20 protein-coding genes are annotated in these 23038 nt (G+C 67.9%); 16 read left to right on the top strand and 4 right to left on the bottom strand.

The annotated features are described in order from the left end of the window. Nucleotides 1-72: 72 nt before the first annotated feature. The gene (locus GFK26_RS27975; protein WP_153284831.1) at nucleotides 73-459 is read right to left on the bottom strand and encodes a DUF4259 domain-containing protein; all 387 of its coding nucleotides are present in this window, start codon (nucleotides 457-459) and stop codon (nucleotides 73-75) included. 319 nt (nucleotides 460-778) lie between these two features. Between GFK26_RS27975 and GFK26_RS27970 the strand changes: the two genes are divergently transcribed. Then, nucleotides 779-1768 carry a hypothetical protein gene (locus GFK26_RS27970; RefSeq protein WP_153284830.1) on the top strand — a complete coding sequence of 330 codons (990 nt, stop codon included), beginning with the start codon at nucleotides 779-781 and terminating at the stop codon, nucleotides 1766-1768. Between the two features lie 60 nt (nucleotides 1769-1828). Continuing rightward, on the top strand, nucleotides 1829-2629 hold the full coding sequence (locus GFK26_RS27965; RefSeq protein WP_153284829.1) for a DUF1266 domain-containing protein: 801 nt from the start codon (nucleotides 1829-1831) through the stop codon (nucleotides 2627-2629). Between the two features lie 15 nt (nucleotides 2630-2644). On the opposite strand, the gene GFK26_RS27960 is transcribed toward GFK26_RS27965, so the two are convergent. Both GFK26_RS27960 and GFK26_RS27955 read right to left on the bottom strand, forming a co-directional pair. Further along, on the bottom strand, nucleotides 2645-3475 hold the full coding sequence (locus GFK26_RS27960; protein ID WP_194273971.1) for a class I SAM-dependent methyltransferase: 831 nt from the start codon (nucleotides 3473-3475) through the stop codon (nucleotides 2645-2647). Nucleotides 3476-3531: 56 nt separating this feature from the next. Beyond that, a complete protein-coding gene (locus GFK26_RS27955; RefSeq protein ID WP_153284828.1) occupies nucleotides 3532-5427 on the bottom strand; it encodes a sigma-54-dependent Fis family transcriptional regulator in 1896 nt (631 codons plus the stop codon). 241 nt (nucleotides 5428-5668) lie between these two features. Between GFK26_RS27955 and adh the strand changes: the two genes are divergently transcribed. Both adh and GFK26_RS27945 read left to right on the top strand, forming a co-directional pair. After that, nucleotides 5669-7189 (top strand): aldehyde dehydrogenase, encoded by a 1521-nt coding sequence (gene adh, locus GFK26_RS27950; protein ID WP_153284827.1) that lies wholly within the window; start codon nucleotides 5669-5671, stop codon nucleotides 7187-7189. Further along, nucleotides 7189-7572: a DUF779 domain-containing protein gene (locus tag GFK26_RS27945; protein ID WP_153284826.1), complete on the top strand. Its 384-nt coding sequence runs from the start codon at nucleotides 7189-7191 to the stop codon at nucleotides 7570-7572. Before adh ends, GFK26_RS27945 begins: the two co-directional genes overlap by 1 nt. Nucleotides 7573-7579: 7 nt before the next feature. On the opposite strand, the gene GFK26_RS27940 is transcribed toward GFK26_RS27945, so the two are convergent. Further along, nucleotides 7580-8497: a LysR family transcriptional regulator gene (locus tag GFK26_RS27940; protein ID WP_153284825.1), complete on the bottom strand. Its 918-nt coding sequence runs from the start codon at nucleotides 8495-8497 to the stop codon at nucleotides 7580-7582. A 141-nt stretch (nucleotides 8498-8638) separates the two neighbouring features. On the opposite strand from GFK26_RS27940, the gene GFK26_RS27935 reads away from it, so the two are divergent. The 12 genes from GFK26_RS27935 to GFK26_RS27880 all read left to right on the top strand — a co-directional run bounded on the left by GFK26_RS27935 (nucleotide 8639) and on the right by GFK26_RS27880 (nucleotide 23035). Then, the gene (locus GFK26_RS27935) at nucleotides 8639-9055 is read left to right on the top strand and encodes a YjfI family protein (protein WP_153284824.1); all 417 of its coding nucleotides are present in this window, start codon (nucleotides 8639-8641) and stop codon (nucleotides 9053-9055) included. A 12-nt stretch (nucleotides 9056-9067) separates the two neighbouring features. Continuing rightward, nucleotides 9068-9790 (top strand): PspA/IM30 family protein, encoded by a 723-nt coding sequence (locus GFK26_RS27930; protein ID WP_153284823.1) that lies wholly within the window; start codon nucleotides 9068-9070, stop codon nucleotides 9788-9790. Between the two features lie 2 nt (nucleotides 9791-9792). Continuing rightward, a complete protein-coding gene (locus tag GFK26_RS27925; RefSeq protein WP_180839085.1) occupies nucleotides 9793-10152 on the top strand; it encodes a hypothetical protein in 360 nt (119 codons plus the stop codon). A gap of 42 nt (nucleotides 10153-10194) precedes the next feature. Beyond that, the gene (locus GFK26_RS27920; RefSeq protein ID WP_153284822.1) at nucleotides 10195-10839 is read left to right on the top strand and encodes an OB-fold-containig protein; all 645 of its coding nucleotides are present in this window, start codon (nucleotides 10195-10197) and stop codon (nucleotides 10837-10839) included. 69 nt (nucleotides 10840-10908) lie between these two features. Beyond that, nucleotides 10909-13095: a hypothetical protein gene (locus GFK26_RS27915; RefSeq protein WP_153284821.1), complete on the top strand. Its 2187-nt coding sequence runs from the start codon at nucleotides 10909-10911 to the stop codon at nucleotides 13093-13095. Then, nucleotides 13092-13637, top strand: a complete 546-nt coding sequence (locus GFK26_RS27910) for a zf-TFIIB domain-containing protein (protein WP_153284820.1) — start codon at nucleotides 13092-13094, stop codon at nucleotides 13635-13637. The genes GFK26_RS27915 and GFK26_RS27910 overlap by 4 nt, the downstream gene beginning before the upstream one ends. A gap of 12 nt (nucleotides 13638-13649) precedes the next feature. Next, entirely contained in the window at nucleotides 13650-18917 is a 5268-nt protein-coding gene (locus tag GFK26_RS27905) for a DNA repair ATPase (protein ID WP_153284819.1), read from the top strand. Next, nucleotides 18917-19615: a phospholipase D-like domain-containing protein gene (locus tag GFK26_RS27900; protein ID WP_153284818.1), complete on the top strand. Its 699-nt coding sequence runs from the start codon at nucleotides 18917-18919 to the stop codon at nucleotides 19613-19615. Before GFK26_RS27905 ends, GFK26_RS27900 begins: the two co-directional genes overlap by 1 nt. Beyond that, complete coding sequence (locus GFK26_RS27895) at nucleotides 19615-20388, top strand: hypothetical protein (protein ID WP_153284817.1); 774 nt, start codon at nucleotides 19615-19617, stop codon at nucleotides 20386-20388. The genes GFK26_RS27900 and GFK26_RS27895 overlap by 1 nt, the downstream gene beginning before the upstream one ends. A 117-nt stretch (nucleotides 20389-20505) precedes the next feature. Then, nucleotides 20506-21678 (top strand): CaiB/BaiF CoA transferase family protein, encoded by a 1173-nt coding sequence (locus tag GFK26_RS27890; protein WP_153284816.1) that lies wholly within the window; start codon nucleotides 20506-20508, stop codon nucleotides 21676-21678. Continuing rightward, nucleotides 21675-22658 carry a hydroxymethylglutaryl-CoA lyase gene (locus GFK26_RS27885; protein WP_153284815.1) on the top strand — a complete coding sequence of 328 codons (984 nt, stop codon included), beginning with the start codon at nucleotides 21675-21677 and terminating at the stop codon, nucleotides 22656-22658. The genes GFK26_RS27890 and GFK26_RS27885 overlap by 4 nt, the downstream gene beginning before the upstream one ends. After that, a complete protein-coding gene (locus GFK26_RS27880; RefSeq protein ID WP_153284814.1) occupies nucleotides 22655-23035 on the top strand; it encodes a VOC family protein in 381 nt (126 codons plus the stop codon). The genes GFK26_RS27885 and GFK26_RS27880 overlap by 4 nt, the downstream gene beginning before the upstream one ends. Nucleotides 23036-23038: the final 3 nt, after the last annotated feature.

Below are 23038 nucleotides of genomic sequence, written 5' to 3'. Positions count from 1 at the left end.
GGGCAGCTGTCGCCACCCGTTACGTAACACGGCGCAATTTCTTGCCGGAACGTCGAGGGCGTTCGTCGGTGCTCAGCTGCGCAGCCGCGCCCGCAGGCTTTTCAGGTTCGCCAGCCACGCGAGGTAGTCCTCGTCGTCCTCGCCCAGCTCGGCCCAGGTGTCGTGCCCGTCGGCATCGGGGTCGTCGAGGATGGCCTGCAGCGCGTCGGCGGCGGCATGGCGCAAGTCGGCAGGTGGCGCGGCCTTGCCGGCGCACCAGTCGACGGCCTCCGGGTGCACGTCGGCACTGCCTTGGCCGGCAAGCAGCGCCAGCACTTCGGCCGCGGCAACGGTGCCTTCCGTCGAGCCGGATGCCAATGTCTCCCGGATGAACGCGAGCGCGTCATTCGCTTCCTGCAATTCAGCCAGCCAATCGAGAGCCTCGTCGTTGCCGAAGCCTGCTGTCGACCATGTACCCATTCGTATGACTCCCGTGTGTGGCGTGGCCACGGTTTGCAGATTCAGTGATGCTAGCGACCCGACAGCGTGATCGCGCGCCCTCGCAGAATTCGTCAGAATGCCAAGCGACGCTTCCAAGTCGCATGGCTGCGCCTCTGAACAAGGGGCGCGTGATCATCCAGTCCGTGAGCCGCCGGGGAACACTTCCCTTGGGCTGGCATTGCGGCGGTGTCCTTGCAGGACACGCCGCGATCACGACCGATCTGCCGTGCAGTGCCAACGGAAGCAGATGTCAGGCCGCTTACCCATTCATAACCACGGTTTCAGGGAGAGATTCAGCATGTCATTCGTTTTTTCGTCGTTCACCGATCACCTGGGCGCGCTGCCGCCCGAACGCTCGCGCCACGGCGATGCCTTGCGCGCACGCGTTCAGCAGCAGGTGCAGGCACCGTTGCATGCCGACCTGTCGGCCTTCGCTTTCCTGCCCGACCAGTCCGACCATCCCGACCACGACGATGCGCCGCAGGTGTTCGCGCAGGCGGTCGAGCAGATGTACCTGCCCAAGCCCTGGCTGGGCGACGAGATCCCGCTGTTCTTCCTCGGCTACCACGCAATGAACCGGCTCAGCGGCAAGCGCACATCGCAAGGGCTGCTGCTGACCGACCAGGCGATGTACGTGCAGGACGACTTCACCGTGCTGTTGGCCGCGCCGCCGCCGGCACAGGGCCATGCCTTGCCCGCGCGCGCGGACGACGCGCCGTCGTTCGTCTCGATGCTGCTCACGCGCTACAAGGCCTGGAAAGACTGGTCGGGCGTGGCCGACGAACCCGAGCCGGTGCTGCTCAAGCGCTGCGGCGAACTGCTGGCGCCAGCGGTCGCGGCGGTGGTCGCGTACCACGCGGAGAACGGCAGCCAGCGGCAGGCGCAGCAGCGCGTCTGGACGCTGGCCGAGCTCGTGGCCGAGTACGGCGCGGCCGACACCTTGCTCGACCCCGCCAACCCGAAGCTGGGCAAGGTGAGCGACAAGTTCCAGATTCCCACGGGCGAAACCTTGCAGTTCGCGCTGGCCGACTTTCCGCTGTTCGGCGGCCCCTACGGCGTGGCGCTCACGGCGCAGGCGCTGTACGGCAAGGACCTGATGGAGTCGCCGCTGCGCATCGCGCTGGAGCGCGTGGAGGAGCGCTCGCTGCAGATCGCAGAGAAGGGCGATCAGCTGCTGACCGGCTCGACGCCGCCGATGGCCCTGCCCGCGCACATGACGGAAGCGCTGCGTGCGCCGTTCCTCGCGTTCCTGCAGCAAGAAGTCGTGCGCCTGCAATCGCGGGCCTGAACCGCTCGCGCGTCAGTCATTCGACAACTTCAACACGTCAACACTTCGGGAGGAGTTTTCATGGGGTTCAAGGACACGCTCGCGCACTCGATGCTCGACAACAAAAAGCTCAAGTTCGACGCCGCCGCACCGGCGCTTTCCGCGCAGGAGCAATGGCTGGTCGCGCTCAGCACACCGCTGTCGGCCTTCAACGGCGACTGTGTGAATGCCGTGCTCACCGGCAGGGACAACGACACGCTGCGCGAAGGCGTCGCGCAGGTGTGGAACGTGACCGATCGCGCGAGCTTCGAGCAGACCGCACGCTGGCTGACCGAAGAAGGGCAGCGCGCCAAGTACCTGCCGTCGTGGAAGGCCATCGGCGCGATCGACAAGGCGGTGCAGTCCACGCCGGGCGTGCTGCGCCTGGTCATGGACGCGTGGTTCCCCGCGTTCTTCCAGATCAAGGCGCGCGAGCACCTGGACATGCGTGCGCTGTCCGCGCAGACCGGGCATTCGAACGCCGAGCTGGGCCAGTTGATGACGGGCAGCCAGAGCTGGGTCAAGGCTTTACGCAAGCACTTCGGCGTGGCGCCGGAACAGCTGACGAGCCTCGTAGCCTGGGATGCAGTGCGACTGGCCAACCTGTCGCGCTGGGCGGTGCAGCTGGGTTACATCGATCGCGCGGAGTTCACGGGCTTCGCGGGCGGCCTCGAATCGCAGGTGCGTGCGGCCTATGCCAACTGGTCGCAGGTGAGCGCGGCATACATCGCGGGCGGCCTGATCTGGCAGTACGCCGATGCGCGCGAAGAGCACCTGCTGCGCACCAACCGCCTGCTGCTGAGCGACGCGCGCAGCCCTTGGCGCAGCGTGCCCTTTGCCTGAGCCGGCAAAGACGCGTCAGTCCTTCGCGCTCAGCGCGTACACCGCATAGATCGGCACGCCGAGAAAGAACAGCACCGCCGGCGCGAACAGCGTGTAGGGCCAGCCGATGCCTTCCATCACGCGGTAGGTGCCATCGAGCTGCAGGCGCGGATGCGGCCGCGTGAGATCGTCGTAGCGACGCAGACCCCACTGGAACTCCGCGCCCGTCGCGCGCACCGACGGGTGCTGGCGCGCGCGGCCCACGGCCAGCCAGCACATCGCATCGAAGGCCAGCACCGAGCCCGCGGGCGCGCGTTCGCCGAAGGTGGCGAGCACGGCGTTCACCTGTTCGGGCGTGAGGTACATCAGCACGCCCTCGGTGAACAGGAAGACCGGCTGCGCCTGGCGCTTGCGCGGCAGGCCGAGCTGGTCCCACCAGTCGGGCGCCGTCAGGTCGAGTTCGCGCACGTCGTGGCGCGGGTGGGTGTCGGGCAGCAGCTCGCGGCGCAGGTCCAGCACCTCGGGCAGGTCGGCGTCGGTCATGCGCGACTTGCCATCGTCCAGCCACTGAAAGTAGTGGCTCAGGCCGCAGCCCATGTTCACGACGCGCGCACCCGGGTTCGCCTTGAGAAAGTCTTGCGCCAGGCTGCGAAAGCGCCGCGTGCGCGCAAGGATGCCGAAGATGGTCGTGCGGTCGTCGGGCAGGGCGTGGTCGTCGTCGCGGATCTGCTCGAGGATGCCGGCGGCGTAGGCGTCGCGCACGGCCATCTGCGGAAAGAGCGCATCGCCCGAGGCCCGCGCGGCCAGCGGAATCCGCAAGGTGGACGGCACGGCCGAGAGCTTGCGCGCGGGTTTGCCGGTGGTCATGGAGGCGGGAACAGGGCCATGCGCAAAGTCTGGCCGGTCCCACGCGTGCGGGCAAGTCAGTCTTTGGTGTTGCCCGCGGGCGCCCGTTGGCGCGCGAGGTGGCGGTACACGGTGCTGCGGTGCACGCCGAGCCGGCGGGCGGCGCGCGCCACGTCGTGGTCGCAGGCGCGCAGTGCTTCGTCGATGGCGTGGCGCGTGATGGTCTGCAGCGGCGCGTTGGGTTGCGACGCTGTGGCTTCGCTGAAGTCGGCAACGGGCGCGGCGTCGTGCAGGTGCGCGGGCAGTGCGTCGGCCGTCACCGCATCGCCCGGGTCGGCCAGCGCGACGAGTGCGCGCAGCACGCTGCGCAGTTCGCGCACGTTGCCGGGCCAGCGGTAGGCGGCCAGGCGCTCGAGCGCGTCGTTTTCCAGGCACAGGTGCTTGGCGGCACCGCCCGATTCGAGGAACAGCCGCGCGATGAGTGCGCGCCGGTCGGCACGCTCGTGCAGCGCGGGCAGGGCGACGGTGAAGCCGGCCACGCGGTACATCAGGTCGGCGCGGAAGCGCCCAGCCTCGACCAGCGCGGGCAGGCCGGCGTGCGTGGCGCAGACCAGGTCGAAATCGACCGCCACGCCCTGGCCGCCGCCCAGCGGCGTGACCACGCGGCCTTCGAGCACGCGCAGCAGGCGCGTCTGCAACGCGAGCGGAATCTCGGCGATCTCGTCGAGGAACAGCACGCCGCCGTGCGCCTCGCGGATGCGGCCCGGCATGCCCTTGCGGCGCGCGCCGGTGAAGGCGCCCTCTTCGTAGCCGAACAGCTCGGCCTCGATGAGCGTCTCGGGCAGCGAGGCGCAATCGACCGCCACGAACGGGCCCGCGCTGCGGCGGCTGGTGGCGTGCAGGCGGCGCGAGAACACCTCCTTGCCGCTGCCGGTCTCGCCGTTCACCAGCACCGGCACGCCTTCGTTGAGCACGCGCACGGCGCGCGCCAGCAGCGGGGCCACCACGTCGCCGGTGTCGACGGGGGCGGCGTTGGCGGCCATCGCCTGCCGCGCACCGGTGCTGCGGCCCGCGCCGCTGTTCGCCGTGCCGGTGCGCTCCATGACGGTCGCGATCTGCCGTCCGCCCGGCAGCGTGAGCAGGCTGCGCCGGTGCTCCATGCGCGGCCATTGCGCGCCGAGGAATTCTTCGGCATCGAGGTCCAACAGGCTTTCCCACGAACGGCCGAACAGGTCGAGCGCCACGCGGTTGGCCGCGACGATGCGCCCGCCCTCGATGACCATCAGCCCTTCGCGCGCCGTGCCGATCAGCGCCGGCCGCGCATGGAAGCGCAGCACATGGCCCGAGGCCTCGGCCAGCAGCATGCGGTGCTCCACCTGCTGCGCCGCCATGCGCACGAGGCCGAGCGCGTGGTGGTTCACGCGCGCGGTTTCGCCCGAGATGTCGAGCGCGCCGGCCAGTTCGCCGCGTCCGCTGAAGATGGGCGCCGCCGCGCAGCCCAGCCGGCCGTTCTGCGCCAGGTAGTGCTCGCCGCCCAGCACCATCAGCGCCACACGCTCGGCCAGCGCCGTGCCGATGGCGTTGGTGCCGCGGTGGCTCTCCGACCATTCCACGCCGGGCTGCAGCGCCACGCGCTGCGCCTTGGGCAGGAAGTCGGGGCTACCGATTTCTTCGAGGATGAGGCCGCTCGCGTCCGACAGCGCGACGATGCAGCCGTTGCCGACCGCATGCTCGGCGAGCCCGTCGAGTTCGGGCTGCGCGCAGCTGAGCAGGCGCATCGCCTGTTCGCGCCGTTCGTTGAGCAGCGACGGCGCCATCGGCGTGGAGTCGATGCATTGCGGGTCGACCGGCCGGCTGCGCTGCCACGAGCGCGAGATGTGCGGCGCGATCCACGGCGCCGGGTCGCGGCCCTGCGCGAAGAACAGCTCGCGGGCCTGCGCGATGCTGGTTGATGGTGCGGAAGCTTCACTCATCTTGCGGAACTCCGTGGGCGGGATTGCCGGCGATTCGCCTTGTGCGACATCGTAGTCGCGGCCGTCGCGCGCATCTGTCGCAGATTGCGAATGGAAACCCTCTGCGCGGGCCGCGCCCCTCTGGCGCGGGGCTTGGGGATTGTCCCGATCCGCGCGGGTATGCCGCTTGCGGTACCTGTGCGGGCCGCCGCATGTCGTGGCGCCGCCTGTTCACACCTTACCTACCCAACGGAGACAACCCATGGACATGCTCGAACCGGGCAAATTCGGCACCGCAGTGCCTTTCAAGGCGCGCTACGGCAACTACATCGGCGGCGAATGGGTCGCGCCGGTGGAGAACCAGTACTTCGGCAACATCACGCCCGTCACCGGCAAGGTCTTCTGCGAAGTGCCGCGCTCCAGCGCCGCAGACATCGACCGCGCGCTCGACGCCGCCCACAAGGCCAAGGCCGCCTGGGGCCGCACCTCGACCACCGAGCGTGCCAACATCCTGAACCGCATCGCCGACCGCATGCAGGAAAACCTGGCCATGCTGGCCGCGGCCGAGACCTGGGACAACGGCAAGCCGATTCGCGAGACCATGGCCGCCGACCTGCCGCTGGCCATCGACCACTTCCGCTACTTCGCCTCGTGCATCCGCTCGCAGGAAGGCGGCATCAGCGAGATCGACCACGAGACCTTCGCGTACCACTTTCATGAACCCATCGGCGTGGTCGGCCAGATCATTCCGTGGAACTTTCCGATCCTCATGGCCGTGTGGAAGCTCGCGCCTGCGCTGGCGGCCGGCAACTGCGTGGTGCTCAAGCCGGCCGAACAGACGCCGGTGTCGATCCTGGTGCTGATGGAGGTCATCGGCGACCTGCTGCCGCCGGGCGTGCTCAACGTGGTCAACGGCTTCGGCGTGGAGGCGGGCAAGCCGCTGGCGTCGAGCAACCGCATCGGCAAGATCGCCTTCACCGGCGAAACCACCACGGGCCGGCTGATCTCGCAGTACGCGAGCCAGAACCTCATTCCGGTCACGCTGGAGCTGGGCGGCAAGTCGCCCAACGTCTTCTTTGCTGACGTGATGGAGCGCGACGACGCCTTCTTCGACAAGGCGCTCGAAGGCTTCACGATGTTTGCGCTGAACCAGGGCGAGGTCTGCACCTGCCCGAGCCGCGCGCTCATTCAGGAATCGATCTACGACCGTTTCATGGAACGTGCATTGAAGCGCGTGGCCGCCATCAAGCAGGGCAGCCCGCTCGACGCGGCCACCATGATCGGCGCGCAGGCCTCCAGCGAACAGCTGGAAAAAATCCTGTCGTACCTCGACATCGGCCGGCAGGAGGGCGCGCAGGTGCTCATCGGCGGCGAGCGCCAGCAGCTCGACGGCGACCTGGCCGACGGCTATTACGTCAAGCCGACCGTGTTCCGCGGCCACAACAAGATGCGCATCTTCCAGGAAGAAATCTTTGGGCCCGTCGTGTCGGTCACCACCTTCAAGGACGAGGAAGAAGCACTGTCCATCGCCAACGACACGCTCTACGGCCTGGGCGCCGGCGTGTGGAGCCGCGACATGAACCGTGCCTTCCGCATGGGCCGCGGCATCCAGGCCGGCCGCGTGTGGACCAACTGCTACCACCAGTACCCGGCGCATGCGGCCTTCGGCGGCTACAAGCAGTCGGGCATCGGGCGCGAGAACCACAAGATGATGCTCGACCACTACCAGCAGACCAAGAACCTGCTCGTGAGCTACAGCGAGAACAAGCTGGGCTTCTTCTGATGACCGGCGAGGTCCTGCGCGTCACCGCGACCGATGCGGCGCTCGCGCTCATCGACGACCTCGCCGCCCGGCACGGCCCGCTGTTGTTCCATCAGTCAGGCGGCTGCTGCGACGGCAGCGCGCCCATGTGCTACACGCAGGGCGAGTTCATCGTGGGCGACCACGACCGGCTGCTGGGGCACCTCGGCGGCATGCCGTTCTACATCAGCGGGCCGCAGTTCGCGTACTGGCAGCACACGCAGCTGATCATCGACGTGGTGCCGGGGCGCGGCGGGATGTTCTCGCTGGAAGGGCCGCTGGGCGTGCGCTTCCTGACGCGCTCGCGGTTGTTCACGGCGGCGGAGTGGGCGGTGCTCGAGGCCGAGGCAGCGAAGCAGGGCTGATCGCGTTTCAGTTCGACGAAGCGAGCAGCTGCCGTACCAGCAGTTGCGCCGCCGGCGACAGCGCCGCGCCCGTCTTCGTCGCCATCAGCAGGCGGCGCGTGGCCCACGTGTCCTTCAGGTGCACCACCTTCAGGTCGAGCGCGGCCACCTGCGCCTTGCAGGCGGCCAGCGGCACCACGCCGATGCCGAGGTTGGCCGCGATCATGTGGCACATCGCATCGAAGCTGCGCACCTGCACGCGCAGGCGCATCGGAATGCCGGCCTGCTCGGCCGCGCGCGAGGTCAGCTCGAGCAGCGAGCTGCTGCGGTTCAGCCCCACGAACTCGTGCGCCAGGCAGGTCTTGAAATCGATCTTCTTCACGCGCAGGCGTGCCAGCGGGTGCGCTTTGGCGCACAACACCACGAGCTCGTCGGTCTGGAAGGGCGCGACGTCCAGGCCGTAGGCAGGCGTGTTCTCGGCGAACACGCCGACGTCGGCAAGGCCGTCGACCAGCGCGCGCACGATGTCGCCGCTCAGCTGCTCCTCGACCTCGACGCGGATGTCGGGATGCTGCCCGAGGAAGGCGGCCAGCGTGGTCGGCAGGAACTCCGTCAGCGCCGACATGTTGGCCCACAGCCGCACATGACCGCGCACGCCGCTGGCGTAGTCGCCCAGCTCGTTGCTGAACTGCTCGAAGCCCTGGAAGAGCCGCATCGCATGCTGCATCGCGACATGCCCGGCGGGCGTGAGCGCGATGCCCTGCGCGCTGCGTTCGAGCAGCTTCGAGCCGGTGGCGGCTTCGAAGTCGGACAAGCGCCGGCTCGCCGCCGAGAGCGCGAGGTGGCACGCCTCCGCGCCCTTGGTGATGCTGCCCGACTGGGCCACTGCGCAGAAGAGGCGAAGCGTCACGAAATCGACACGCGCGGGGTTGATGGTGCGGGGCATCGGCGGATTCTAGAGAGCGCGCCAGTGTCGAAAGTCATGCGCATGGGCTAAAAGAATTTTTGACATGTTATGTCGCTGCACCTATAGTGAATCCAGCGAAGCATCGCGCGCTTCCAACGGTAGACAACCCAAAGGAGAGGTATGCAATCACTGCTCGATCAACTCAAGGGCCTCGATGCGCTGGCCGGCGCGGCGATGGGCGGGCTGCCCGTGCAGCTGCAGCCCATTCCGGGCAGCACGCCCGTGGTCCAGGTGAGCATCGAAGGGCGCGATGAGCTGCCGATCTTCGTCACCAGTTCCGACATGCAGATCATCTGCATCTGCTACCTCTGGACCGAGGAAGAAGTGAAACCCGAGCGGCGCACCGAGTTGCTCGAATCGCTGCTCGACCTCAACCCGTCGGTGCCGCTGTCGTCCTTCGGGCGCGTCGGTGGCCGCTACGTGCTCACCGGGGCGCTCGGGCGCAACGCGAGCGTGGAAGACATCGCACGCGAAGTGGCCGTGCTCAGCGACAACGCGCTCGATGCCCTGGACGCCTTGTCCGAATTCCTGAACTAAGCGGAGATCACCATGACAGTCATCAAGAAGCTGGTCACCTTGCTGCGCGGCAGCGCCCGCGAAATCGGCGAGAGCGTGATCGACAGCAATGCCACGCGCATCTACGAGCAGGAAATCATCGACGCCAAGCACAGCATCGAAAAGGCCAAGGGCGACCTCACCGGCGTCATGGCCAAGGAGATGCAGTCGGCCCGCGAAATCGAACGCCTGAAGGGCGAGGTCACGCGCTACGAAGGCCTGGCGCTCGAAGCGCTCAACAAGACCCAGGAAGGCCTGGCGCTCGACGTGGCGTCCAAGGTCGGCACGCTCGAGCAGGAACTCGAGGAGCAGGCCAAGGCCCACGCCTCGTATGCGCTGCAGGTGTCGCGGCTCAAGGACCTGATCAAGTCGGCCGAGGCGCGCATCCGCGAGCACGAGCGCGAGATCGGCATCGCCAAGACCACCGAGAGCGTCTACCGCGCCACGCAGTCGATTTCCGAGAACATCGGCAGCGGCGGCTCGCGCCTGGCCAGCGCGCGCGAGTCGCTGGAGCGCATCCGCTCGCGCCACGAAGACCTGTCCGATCGCATGACGGCGGGCCAGCAGCTCGAAGACGAGTTCGGCCATAGCGCGCTCGAAAAGAAACTGGCCGCTGCGGGCATCGGCAACGACGCGGACCGCACCGGCAAGGTGATGGAGCGCATCCGCGCCCGGCAGGCCAAGCCGTCTGGGCCGTCCGAACCGGCTGCGGAGTGACGATGGTGCGGGTCAAGCCGGTTCGCTGGCAAGGCTCGGACGAGGCGATCCGCGCGGTCCAGGTGGCCTTCGACGTGGAAGAGGCCGTGCTCGAGGCCGTGCGCACCGCGGCCTTCGAGCAGCACGTGTCCACGCCCGACCAGATCCGGCAGGTGCTGGGCCTGGCGACCACCTCGAAGCCGAAGCGGCCGCGCCTCACGGTGTCGCTGAACACGGCCGACTACGAATTTCTGGCGGCGCGTTATGGTCTGGCACCCGACGACCGCCTGGCCATCAAGGAGAAGGCCACGCGCGAACTGATTGCCTTTGCGGGCAAGGCGAACAAGAAGAACACCGGCACAAAAAAGCCGGGCGGCAGGTAAGAAGAAAAGAGAACAACAACCAACCCGCACGCGGGAGGATCAATGGGCGATTTCATGGGAGCGGTGACGGGGTACCCCACCGCGATCTACACGGTGCTGCTCGGCGTCGTGGTGATCTATTGGGTGCTCGCGGTGGTCGGCATGGTCGACTTCGAGAGCAGCGGGATCGACGTCGACCTGCAGACGCATGCCGATGGCGACACCAGCGACATGGGCCAGATCGCGAGCTACGTGGTCGCCTTCGGCCTGAACGGCGTGCCGTTCTCGGTGGCCGTGAGCCTGCTGGTACTGGTGGCCTGGACGCTCTCGTGCCTGGGCGGCGAGTGGCTGCTGCCGCTGGTGCCGACGATGGTGCTCAAGCTGCTGGCCGGCACGGTGCTGCTGGTGGTCAGCGCGGCGCTTGCCATTCCGGTAACGGCGGTGGCGATTCGCCCGCTCAAGGGCCTCTTCGTGAGCCACACGGCCGTGAGCAATGCGGCGCTGGTGGGCCAGGTCTGCCGCGTCGTCACCGGCGTGGTGAACGAGAAAGACGGCCGCGCCGAAGTGGCGCGCCGCGGCGCCAGCCTCAACATCCGCGTCTGGGCGCCCACGCCCAACGCCCTCAAGCGCGGCTCGCACGCGCTCATCCTCGAATACGACGAGGTGGCCGCGCGCTACCTCATCGCGGCGCACGAAGACATCGTCTGAGAAGTTCTGACCGCGCGCACCCCTCACCCAAGTTCGTTAGCTCGCTCTTAAAAAGCATCTGGAGAAAAAATGGAGCCCATCATCTTTGCCGTGGTCATATTGGCCGTGGTCATCCTCGGCCTGTTCGCGATGTTCGCCAAGTTCTATCGAAAGATCGAACAGGGCCACGCACTCATCGTGAACACGCTGCGCGCCGAGCCCGAGGTGACCTTCACCGGCCGCATGGTCTACCCGATCATCCACAAGGCCGAGCTGATGGACATCTCGGTCAAGACCATCGAGATCGACCGCTCCGGCAACGAAGGCCTGATCTGCCGCGACAACATCCGCGCGGACATCAAGGTGAAGTTCTTCGTGCGCGTCAACAAGACCGCCGACGACGTGTTGAAGGTGGCACAGGGCATCGGCTGTGCGCGCGCATCGAATCACGAGACGCTCGAAGAGCTGTTCTCGGCCAAGTTCTCCGAAGCACTGAAAACGGTCGGCAAGTCGATGGACTTCGTCGACCTGTACCAGGCGCGCGACGGCTTCCGTGACCAGATCATCAGCCAGATCGGCAACGACCTCTCGGGTTACGTGCTCGAAGACGCCGCCATCGACTACCTCGAGCAGACCCCGCTGTCGGAGCTCGACGCCAACAACATCCTCGATGCGCAGGGCATCAAGAAGATCACCGAGCTGACGGCGGTCGAGCATGTGCGCACCAACGAACTGCGCCGCAACGAGGAAATGCAGATCAAGAAGAAGAACGTCGAGACGCAAGAAGCGCTGCTCGAACTCGAGCGCCAGCAGGCCGACGCCACCTCGCGCCAGCACCGCGAAATTGCCAGCGTGCGTGCCCGCGAAGAAGCCGAAACTTCCAAGATCCAGTCCGAAGAGCGCACCAAGTCCGAAACCGCGCGCCTGCTGTCGGAGCAGACCGTGGCCGTGCAGCAGGAGAACGTGCAGCGCGAAAAGGAAGTGGCCGAGAACAACCGCAAGCGCGCGGTGGCCGTCGAGGAAGAAAAGGTCACGCGTGCCCGCGACCTCGAGATCGTCGATCGCGAAAAGGAAGTGACCCTGCAGCGCATCGAGAAGGACAAGGCCGTCGAAGTGCAGAAGAAGGCCATTGCCGACGTGATCCGCGAGCGCATCGTGGTCGAGCGCACCGTGGCCGAGCAGGAAGAAGCCATCAAGGAACTGCGCGTGGTGGCCGAGGCCGAGCGCACCAAGAAGTCGGTCGTGATCATGGCCGAGGGCCAGGCCGACGAGAAGATGGTGATCGACGTGAAGGCGGCCGAAACGCAAGAAAAGCGCGCACGCCACAAGGCGGCCGAAGAACTCACGCTGGCCGATGCCAAGCTGAAGGTGGCCGAGCGCGACGCGGAATCGAAGAAGCGCGAAGCCGAGGGCATGGAAGCCATCTCCGCCGCACCGGGCCTCGCGGCTGCCAAGGTCGAAATCGCCACCGCGCAGGCGCGCCTGGCCACCTTCGAGGCCGAAGCCTCGGGCAAGGAAAAGCTGGGCCTGGCCGACGTGCATGTGCGCCAGGCCGATGCCGACGCGATCCTCAAGGCCGGCCAGGCCGACGCGCAGGTCATCGAAGCGCGCTCACAGGCCGAAGCCGCCGGCATGCGCGCCAAGTTCGACGCCGAAGCTTCGGGCAAGGAAAAGCTCGGCCTCGCCGACGTCAACGTGCGCACGGCCGATGCCGAAGCCACGCTCAAGTCGGGCCAGGCCGATGCGCAGGTGATCGAAGCGCGCTTCAACGCCGAGGCGAAGGGCCTGCACGAGAAGTTCGAGGCCATGAAGTCCATGAGCCCCGAGACGCGCGACCACGAAGAGTTCCGCATGCGCCTGGAAAAGTCGCACATCGAAACCATGAAGGGCATCGACGCGCAAACGTCCATTGCCAAGGAACAGGCCGACGTGCTCGGCACCGCGCTCGCCAACGCCAAGATCGACATCGTGGGCGGCTCGGGCGACTACTTCGACAGCTTCGTGCGCTCGCTCTCGGTGGGCAAGGGCATCGACGGCGTCATCTCCAAGAGCCAGGCGGTGCAGGTCGCCTTCAAGGAGCAGCTCTCGGGTGAGCGCGACGTGGTGAAGGACCTGCGCGACATCGTCGGCGCGCTGGGCAACTCGTCGGGCGAAATCCAGAACCTCAGCGTCGCCTCGCTGATGAACAAGATCGCCAACGACGGCACCGAGAGCCAGAAGTCGGCGCTGCAGAACCTGATCTCCACCTTCCGCCCCTTGAACGGAAACGCGCAGTGAATCCGAATCTGAAGTGCAGCTGCGCCGGGCGCGCGGCGATGCAGCCCGTGGCGCTGGCCGAAGCGCTGCTGGGCGTGCAGTGCGGCGACTGCCATGGCATGGTGATGGACATGGACGACTGGCGCAGCTGGAAAGCCGCCGACCCGAAGCGCGTGCCGCATGAGGTCGACGACGAAGTGATCGAGGTGTTCGACCTCGCCGCTGTGCGTCACTGCCCCGAGTGCGAACGGCTGATGCAGCGCCTGCGCGTGAGTGCGGGGCCCGACTTCCGCATCGACCGCTGCGTGGCCTGCCAGAACCTCTGGTTCGACCAGGGCGAATGGCGCGCCCTCGTGAGCCGCGGCCTGGCCGGCCGGCTCGACGAGCTGCTGTCCGACGGCTGGCAGCGCCGCCTGCAGACCGAGGAGGTGCGCGAGGCGCGCTTGGCCGCGCTGCGCCGCCGCTACGGCGACGACTGCATCGACGAGCTGGACCGCATCCGCACCTGGCTCGACACCCAGCCTCACCGCGACGAATTGCTCGCACTGCTGCGCGCGGACTGACCGCGCCGATCCATGCAACCCACTGACGACACCGGCGCGCCGCCCGGCGCCCAGGCTCCCATCGACGCCACCGAAGCGCTGGTCTCCGGCAGCGGCAGCTACGACCTGCTGAAGAAGCGACTCGAAACCCAGGGCGAAGGCCTGCTCAAGAAGACGCAGGCGCTCAACGAGCAGCGGCTCGCCGAGTTCGGTCGCTCCGACCAGGCGCTGATTTTGCGCACCCGCGCGCGCACCGAGAACAATGCCGTGGCGCGCGACATCGTGCGCATCGGCGACCTGCTGCTGTTCGGCTACAACGTCTTCATCGGCCTGCGCAAGGAAACGGCCGTGGGCGACGTGTTCGGCCTGTACCGGCTCGCAGCGCCGGGCGAAGCCGCCACCGAAAACGACGAGCTGCAGCCCGTGCCGCTGGCCGGCTCGTTCCTGGAAGACACGCGCTTCGTCTCCGACTTCCGCGAGCTCTACGCCTACTACAAGCAGGCCACGCTGCTGCAGCTGCGCGTCACGCAGGACAAGCTGCTCGCCTCGTTCCAGATCGGCCAGCAACTGAGCGACGTGCGCGTGTTCCGCTGGGCCATCGAGCGCGACGGCAGCATCCACTACGTCGACAACCGCGGCGAGCGCGACATCGCGCTGCCCGCCAGCCACGACTTCGAATGGACCGTGGCCACGCGCGAAGACCACGTGGGCGGCAAGCACCCGCACGTGAACGTGCTCGACACCGTGTTCGTCGAGACGCTGGGCGGCGACCTCACGATCAAGATCGAGAACAACACCGAGACCGGCCTGGGCATCTACAGCGAGCCGGTGGAAGACAAGAGCCAGTCGCTCACCGACGCCGAGATCGCCTGGGCCAAACTCGGCATGCTGATATTGCTGCGCGTGAAGCCCTACCGCGAGCAGACCACGCGCTATCTGGTGTTCAACATCCGCACGCAGCAGGTCGAGCGCATCGACGCCATCGGCGGCTCCTGCGTGCAGCTGCCCGAAGACCACGGCATCATCTTTCCCGGCGGCTACTACCTGCAGTCGGGCGAGCACAAGCGCTTCGACCTGCCCGCCGAGGTGGTCGAGAGCCTGCGCTTCAAGCGCATGCTGCGCTCGCCCAACGGCGAGGACGTGGCCTATGTGTTCTACGACCGCAAGCCGGGGCGCTACGCGCTCTTCAACTACAACCTGATCGACAAGAAGCTCGCCACGCCGATCATCGCCAACGGCTACGCGCGCTTTGCCGACGGCCGCATCCTGGTGTTCAACGGTGACAACGGCGAGCCCACGCGCGTGCACCCGATGCAGCTGTGGCAGACGCCCTTCGCCAGCGAAGAGCACGTGAGCGCGCAGCCGCCCGCCACCGGCTTCTTCGGCAAGATCGGCAATGCCGAACTGGTGCGCGGCGTGAGCGACCTCATGGGCATCGCCCGCGCGGTGCGCGAGCAGGCGCCCACGCGCGCGGCCTACGACGACCTGATCCGCCAGTGCACGCGCGTGAGCGACGCCTACTTCTGGCTCGACGCGCCCGAGGCCGCCGGCCTCATGGGCGAGCTGCGCAGCATCGCCGAGGTGGCGCGCAGCACGCTGGCCGAGTTCGAAAAGGTCGACACCATCCGCCGCGAAACCGCGCGCGCGCTGGCCCGTGCGGAAGACGAGCAGCACGCGCTGATGGTCGACATCGCCAGCACGCTCTGGCGCGCCCCCGACGATTTCGTGAAGGCGCTGGGCCGGCTGCGCGAACGGCGCGGCGCGCTGCAGATGCTCAAGGAGCTGCGCTACGCCGACCTGCCGCGCATCGCCGCCATGGACGCCGCGCTCGAAGCCGAACAGCAACGCATCGGCGAGCGCGCCATGCAGTTCCTGGCGGCCGACACCGCCTTCAACGGCCAGCGCCAGGCACTGGACAAGCTCGCGCTCGAACTGCCCAACCTCGCCACGTCGCCCGCGCTCGGGCAGATGCTCGCCACGCTCGATGAGCAGGCGGCCGGGCTCGACCTGCTGACCGAGCAGCTCGGCAGCCTGCCAGGCGGCGACGCGGTGATCCGCACGTCGATCCTCGACCGCATCTCGCTCATCTATGCCGACATCAACCGCATGCGAGCCGACGCGCGCATGCGGCGCAAGTCGCTGGGCGCGACCGAAGCGCGTGCCGAATTCGGTGCGCAGTTCAAACTCTTCAGCCAGGCGGTCGAGAACGCGCTGGAATTCGCCGACACGCCCGAGAAGTGCGACGACGCGCTGACGCGCCTGCTGGCCCAGCTCGAAGAGATCGAAGGCCGCTTTGCCGAGCAGGAAGGCTTTCTGGCCGACATCGCCGAGAAGCGCGAGACCGTCTACGAAGCGCTGTCCGCGCGCCGCCAGAGCCTGGTGGAAGCGCGCCAGCGCCGCGCGCAGGGCGTGGTCGATGCGGCGGGGCGCATCCTCGACGGCATTCCGCGCCGCATTGCGCAGTTCGGCGACCTGACGCAGGTCCACAGCTACTTCGCGGCCGATCCGATGATCGGCAAGCTGCACACTCTGATCGCCGACCTGCGCACGCTGGGCGCCGCGGTGCAGGCCGACGAGCTCGACACGCGCCTGAAGACCGCGCGCGACCAGGCACTGCGCTCCATCCGCGACAAGCGCGAGCTGGTGAGCGAAGGCGGTGACACGCTGCGCCTCGGCCGCCATGCCTTCACCGTGCACCGCCAGCCGGTCGACCTGACGCTCGTGGCCCGCGACGAGGGCATGGCCTACCAGGTCACGGGCACCGACTACCAGAGCCCGGTCGATGAGCCGCGGCTGCTGCCGCTGCAGCGCTACTGGAACCAGTCGCTGGTGTCCGAAACGCCCGAGCTGTCGCGCGCCGAGTACCTGGCGGGCCGCCTGCTGGAGGCCTTGCTCGACGGCAAGACCGAGCGCAGCTGGGCCGAGGTGCTCACGCTGCTGACCGAAGATCCACTGCATCCGCAGCTGCTCGACATGGTCCGCCGCTTTGCCGCGGCGCGGTATCAGGAGGGCTACCAGAAGGGCATCCACGACGACGACGCGATGCGCCTGCTGGGCGCGCTCGTCGGCATGCAGGACCAGGCCGGTCTGCTGGCCTGGGGCCCGACCGAGCGCGCGCTGGCCTTGCTCTACTGGCAGCACGGCCACCTCATTGCGCACCGCGAATCGATGCTGCGCCGCGCGCGCGCTTCGATGCAGATGCTGGCGCTGTTCGGTCGGCGCGATGCGCTGGAACAGCTCGAAGCCGACATCGCACGTGCCCTGAACCACTTCGCCCGCGACGTGGTGCCCGATCTGCTGCCGCTGGCCGACACCGCGAGCGATGAAACGCGCGATGCGCACGACGGCCGTGTGACCACGCTGTGCGACCAGGCCGCCGCGTACCTCGTGCGCGAACTGGCCAGCGAACATGGCGGCGACGCCTGGGCCGTGTCCGGCGCGGGCGAAGACCTGGCGGCCGCATTGATGCGCGAGCTGGAGCGCGGCGGCCGACGCGACGCGTGGCAGCACGACCTCGATGCCGCACCGCCGGCCGAGCGCTGGCGCCTGGCGCGCGACTGGGTGCGCGCCTACGCGACGCACCAGGCACCGCAATCGATCGACTGGATCGACGACGCGGCCAGCGTGCTGGCGATGCCGCTGCAGCGCACCCGCGTGAATGCGGCACTCGACCGCACGGTCGAAGGCCTGCGCGGGGAGCACCCGCGCGTGGTCGAGGGCCGCCTCACGCTGAACCTCAACGACTTCTGGCGCCGCTTCCTGTTCCATACCCTGCATGCGGTGCCGGGCTACGAGGCGCTGCACAGCCTGCGCCACGAGCTGCTCGAGCGCGAGAAGGCACGGCTCAAGCTCGGCCAGTTCCAGGCCAAGCCGCTGTCGACCTTCGTGCGCAACCAGCTGATCGACGAGCTGTATCTGCCGATCATCGGCGACAACCTTGCCAAGCAGATCGGTTCGGCAGGCGAGGGCAGCCGCACCGACCGCATGGGCCTGCTGCTGCTGATCTCGCCGCCCGGCTACGGCAAGACGACGCTGATGGAGTACGTGGCCGACCGCCTCGGCCTGATCTTCGTGCGCATCAACTGCCCGGCGCTGGGCCATGGCGTCACGGCCATCGACCCGGTCAACGCGCCCAACAGCGCCGCGCGGCAGGAGCTGGAGAAGCTCAACCTGGGCCTGGCGATGGGCAGCAACGTGATGCTGTACCTGGACGACATCCAGCACACCAGCCCCGAGTTTTTGCAGAAGTTCATTGCGCTGGCCGACGGCACGCGCCGCATCGAGGGCGTGTGGAACGGCGAGCCGCGCAGCTACGACATGCGCGGCAAGCGCTTCGCGATCGTGATGGCGGGCAACCCGTACACCGAGTCGGGCGACGTGTTCAAGATCCCCGACATGCTGGCCAACCGCGCCGACATCTACAACCTGGGCGACGTGCTCTCGGGCCGCGAAGCGGCGTTCGCGCTCTCGTACATCGAGAACAGCCTGACTTCGAACCCCACGCTGATGCCCCTGGCCTCGCGCGATCCGAAGGACGTGCAGCTGCTGGTGAAGATGGCGCAGGGCCACGACGTGCCGAGCAGCGCGCTGTCGCACGCCTACAGCTCGGTCGAGCTGGAAGAGATCAAGGCGCTGCTGCAGCGGCTGTTCCGTGCGCGCGACCTGCTGCTGAAGGTCAACCTGGCCTACATCGCGTCGGCCGCGCAGCAGGAGAACTACCGCACCGCGCCGCCGTTCAAGCTGCAGGGCAGCTACCGCAACATGACCAAGCTCGCGGGCAAGATCACGCCGCTGATGCGCGACGATGAACTCGACGCGCTGCTGCGCGACCACTACCGCGGCGAAGCCCAGACGCTGACCACCGGCGCCGAAGAAAACCTGTTGCGCCTGGCCCAACTGCTCGGCAGCCCCACGCCCGAGGAAAGCGCGCGCTGGACGGCCATCTGCGACGAGTTCGTGCGCCAGCGCAAGCTCGGCGGCGCCGACGTCGACGGCAGCCAGCGCATCGCGAGCAGCATGCTCGACGTGGCGCGCGCGGTCGATTCACTCAAGCCCGAGCCCACGCCGCCGGTTGAAGGCCCGAGCGAAGGCCAGCGCCTGGCCGACGCCATGCTGCAGATCGCCGTGACCTACCGCGAACTGATCCTGCCGCTGGTGACGGCCACCGAACGCCGGCTCGAACTCGACCGCTCGATCAAGCAGGACATGGAGCGCCTCGCCGCCGAGGTGCAGGCCTCGCGGGCCGTACCCAAGCGCGCGCCTGCACCTCCAGCTTCACCCAAAGCCGACAAGGATCACTGATGTCCGCATTGCCCGAACTGCTGGCCCAGCTCGACGCCACGATGGCTGACGCGCGCCTGAGCGACGACGAGCGCCGCGTGCTGGTCCACACCCTGCGGGAAGCCTCGCCGCCCGAAGACGGCCTGCGCCAGTTGCGCAACCGCGCCTTCGACCTCGTGCGCTCGCGCACCGCCGACCCCGAGCAGCTGTCGCTGCTCAAGTGGCTCGAAGGCGTGGTGCGCGCGATCGACACCGGCCGGTCGCCCGACAGCGTCACGGTGCGCTCCCAGGCCTACTTCAGCCCCGGCACCGCCTGCCTGCAGGCGATCAACGAGCAACTGCGAACGGCCAAGCGTGCGGTCGACCTGTGCGTGTTCACGCTCTCGGACGACCGCATCACCGCCGAGGTGCTGGCCGCGCACCGGCGCGGCGTGACGGTGCGCTTCGTCACCGACAACGACAAGGAGTTCGACCGCGGCAGCGACGTCGGCCAGCTGCGCGCGGCCGGCATTGCGGTGGCGGTGGACCGCACCGAGGCCCACATGCACCACAAGTTCGCGCTCTTCGACGGCGCGCGGCTGCTCAACGGCAGCTACAACTGGACCCGCAGCGCCTGCGAGTACAACGAAGAGAACCTGGTGCTGAGCAACGACCCGTCGCTGGTGCGCCGCTTCGCGGACGAATTCGACACCTTGTGGAAAGAACTGCAGGCCCCCTGATGGCAAGACGAATCGACTACGACTGGGAACTGCCCGCTGCCATGCAGCAGCGGCTGGGCGGCAGCACCTACGGTGCGCAGCGCATCATCCATGAGCAGGAGCACCTGATGGTGATCCTGCACGAGCCGCCCTCGGGCACCGGCGCCGAGCGCAAGCCCGTGGTGTTCCTGCGCAAGCCCGACGGCGCGTGGCTGCACAAGGGCAACAACCCCGGCGAGCGCGCGCTCGCCAAGCTGCTCGACAGCTACCGCACGGCGTTCAGCACCTTCGAGATCCGCCACCAGGCCGCCGAGACCTCGGAAGACCTGTTCCAGGTCCTCGGCCCGCTGATCCCGCTCACCCGCGCCGCGCGGAACATGCAGGACACCCTGCAGGCCGCGCGCGATGCTGTCAAAGGCGACCTGATGCTCATCGACCAGCGCGACCTGGCGGTCGAGATTGCCCGCGGCTTCGAGCTGCTGCTGGCCGACACGCGCATGTCGCTCGACTACCGGCTCGCACGCGCCGCCGAAGCGCAGGCGGGCTCGGCCCTCGACATGAGCCGCGCGCAGCACAAGCTCAACACCATCGCCGCGCTGACCTTTCCGCTGATGGCCGTCGGCGCGGCCTTCGGCATGAATCTGCACAGCGGCGTGGAGAACCTGCCGTCGTGGGTGTACTGGCTGATCTTCGCGGCCGGCATCTGCCTGGGCGTGATGCTGCGCGGCTGGGTCAAGACGCCGGCCGCGCCGCCGGTGGTTGCCAAGCCTGCGTCCACGCTGAAGAAGAAGTAGCAGCAGGGCGCATGGCACGCCTTCGCGTTTCGCGAAGGCCTGCTGCCATCAGAGCAATTCCGTTCATCGCGATCTGTTTCTAGAGTAGGGGCCACCCACTTGGAGACAGAGACAGACATGAACGCACTCGAAGGCCTGAAGGTGCTGGAGCTCGGCCAGCTCATCGCCGGCCCGTTCGCCGGCAAGACGCTCGCCGAGTTCGGCGCCGACGTGATCAAGGTCGAGCCCGCCGGCGTCGGCGACCCGCTGCGCAAGTGGCGGCTGCTGCGCGATGGCACCTCGGTGTGGTGGGAGGTGCAGTCGCGCAACAAGCGCTCGGTGTGCCTCGATCTGCGCAGCGCCGAAGGGCAGGAGGCCGTGCGCGCCCTGGCGCTCGAGGCCGACGTGCTCATCGAGAACTTCAAGCCCGGCACGCTCGAAGGCTGGGGCCTGGGCTGGGAGCAGCTGCACGCGCTGAACCCGCGGCTCATCATGCTGCGCATCTCGGGTTACGGGCAGACCGGCCCCTACCGCGACAAGCCGGGCTTCGGCGTGCTCGGCGAATCGATGGGCGGGTTGCGCTACCTCAGCGGTGAGCCGGGCCGCGTGCCGGTGCGCGTGGGCGTCTCGCTGGGCGACACGCTGGCCGCATTGCATGGCGTGATCGGCGTGCTCACGGCGCTGCACCACCGCACGGCGCATGGGGGCGAAGGCCAGTTCATCGACGTCGCGCTGTACGAGTCGGTCTTCAACGTGATGGAAAGCCTGCTGCCCGAGTACGACGCTTTCGGTGCCGTGCGCGAGCGGGCCGGCAGCGCATTGCCCGGCATCGCGCCGACCAATGCCTACCGCTGCAGCGACGGCCACTACGTTCTGGTGGCTGGCAACGGCGACAGCATCTTCCGCCGGCTGATGCGCGCCATCGACCGCACCGACCTGGAGAACGACCCCGGCCTCGCGCACAACGACGGCCGCGTGCAGCGCGTGGAAGAGATCGACGCCGCGATCGAGGCCTGGACCCTGCAGCGCAGCCGCGACGATGTGCTGGCCGTGCTCGACGTGGCGGGCGTGCCGGTCGGGCGCATCTACACGGTGGCCGACATCGCCACCGATCCGCAGTACCTGGCGCGCGAGATGATCGTCGAGGCGCGCGGCTCCGACGGTGCGCTGCTCAAGGTGCCGGGCGTGGTGCCCAAGCTCAGCGCGACACCGGGGCGCATCGCCCACGCGGCGCCGCGCCTGGGCGAACACACGGCCGATCTGAAAAGCGCGGGTTGGCCGGTGCGTGGCGCCGAAAGCGAGGCCGTATGAAAACTGGCAACGGCACCCGACTGTTCATCAACGAAGTCGCCACGCGCGACGGCTTCCAGATGGAAAGCCGCTTCATTCCCACCGACGACAAGGTCGCGCTGATCGATCGTCTCAGCACGCTCGGCTACGCCAAGATCGAGGTGACTTCGTTCACCTCGGCCAAGGCGATTCCCGCGCTGCGCGACGGCGAAGAAGTGATGCAGCGCATCGCGCGCCGACCAGGCGTGGTCTACACCGCACTCGTGCCGAACGTGCGCGGCGCGGAGCGTGCATTGGAAAGCCGCATCGACGAGTTCAACATCGTCATGTCGGTCAGCGAGACGCACAACCTCAGCAACCTGCGGATGACGCGCGAGCAGTCGTTCGCGCAGCTGACCGACGTGATCGCGTTGGCGCAGCAGGCGAGGGTGCCGGTGAACGTGTCGCTCTCCTGCGTGTTCGGCTGCCCGATGGAAGGCGACGTGCCGCTCGAGACGGTGCAGGGCTGGATCGATCGCTTCGCTACGCTGGGCGTGCAGGGCATCACGCTGTGCGACACCACCGGCATGGCGCATCCCACGCAGGTGCAATCCGTGTGCGAGGCCGTGCGTGCGCGGCACCCGGCGCTGGAATGGACGGCGCACTTTCACAACACAAGGGGCATGGGCCTGGCGAACACCATCGCCGCGGTCGAGGCGGGCATCGAGCGGCTCGACATGTCGCTCGGCGGCATCGGCGGTTGCCCCTATGCACCGGGCGCGACGGGCAATGTCGCGACCGAGGACGTGGTCCACATGCTGCAGTGCATGGGCTACGACACCGGCATGGACCTCGACGGGCTGATCGGCGCTGCGGCAGAACTCGAATCGCTCGTGCAGCACGAGCTGCCCGCCCAGGTCTCGCGCGCCGGTAACCGGCTCACGCGGCATGCGCCGCCGGCCGATTTCAAAGAGATCGTCGAGCGCGCGAAGGCACGCCCGCTCAAGAAGGAGAACGCATGATCGAACACCTGGATCACCTGGTGCTCACGACCGCGAACGAAGAAGCCTGCATGCGCTTCTATGTGGAGACGATGGGCATGACGCTCGAAGTCTTCGGCGCCGGCCGCAAGGCCTTTCGCTTCGGTCAGCAGAAGATCAACCTGCATGTGAAGGGGCACGAGTTCGAGCCGAAGGCCGACGTGCCCACGCCCGGCTCGCTCGACCTGTGCTTCATCGCCAGCGTGCCGCTCGAAGAAGTCATTGAGCGGTTGATCGAGCAAAGCGTGCCGATCATCGAAGGCCCCGTGATGCGCACGGGCGCCACGTCGCGCATCCGCTCGGTCTATGTGCGCGACCCCGACCTGAATCTCATCGAGATTTCGGAGCTGGCACCCTGAGAC

Origin of the sequence: Variovorax paradoxus, assembly GCF_009498455.1 — a bacterium.
Classification (GTDB): Bacteria; Pseudomonadota; Gammaproteobacteria; order Burkholderiales; family Burkholderiaceae_C; genus Variovorax; species Variovorax paradoxus_H.
The sequence above is the reverse complement of the archived record's forward strand: the minus strand, read 5'-3'. Positions and strand labels throughout refer to the sequence as shown.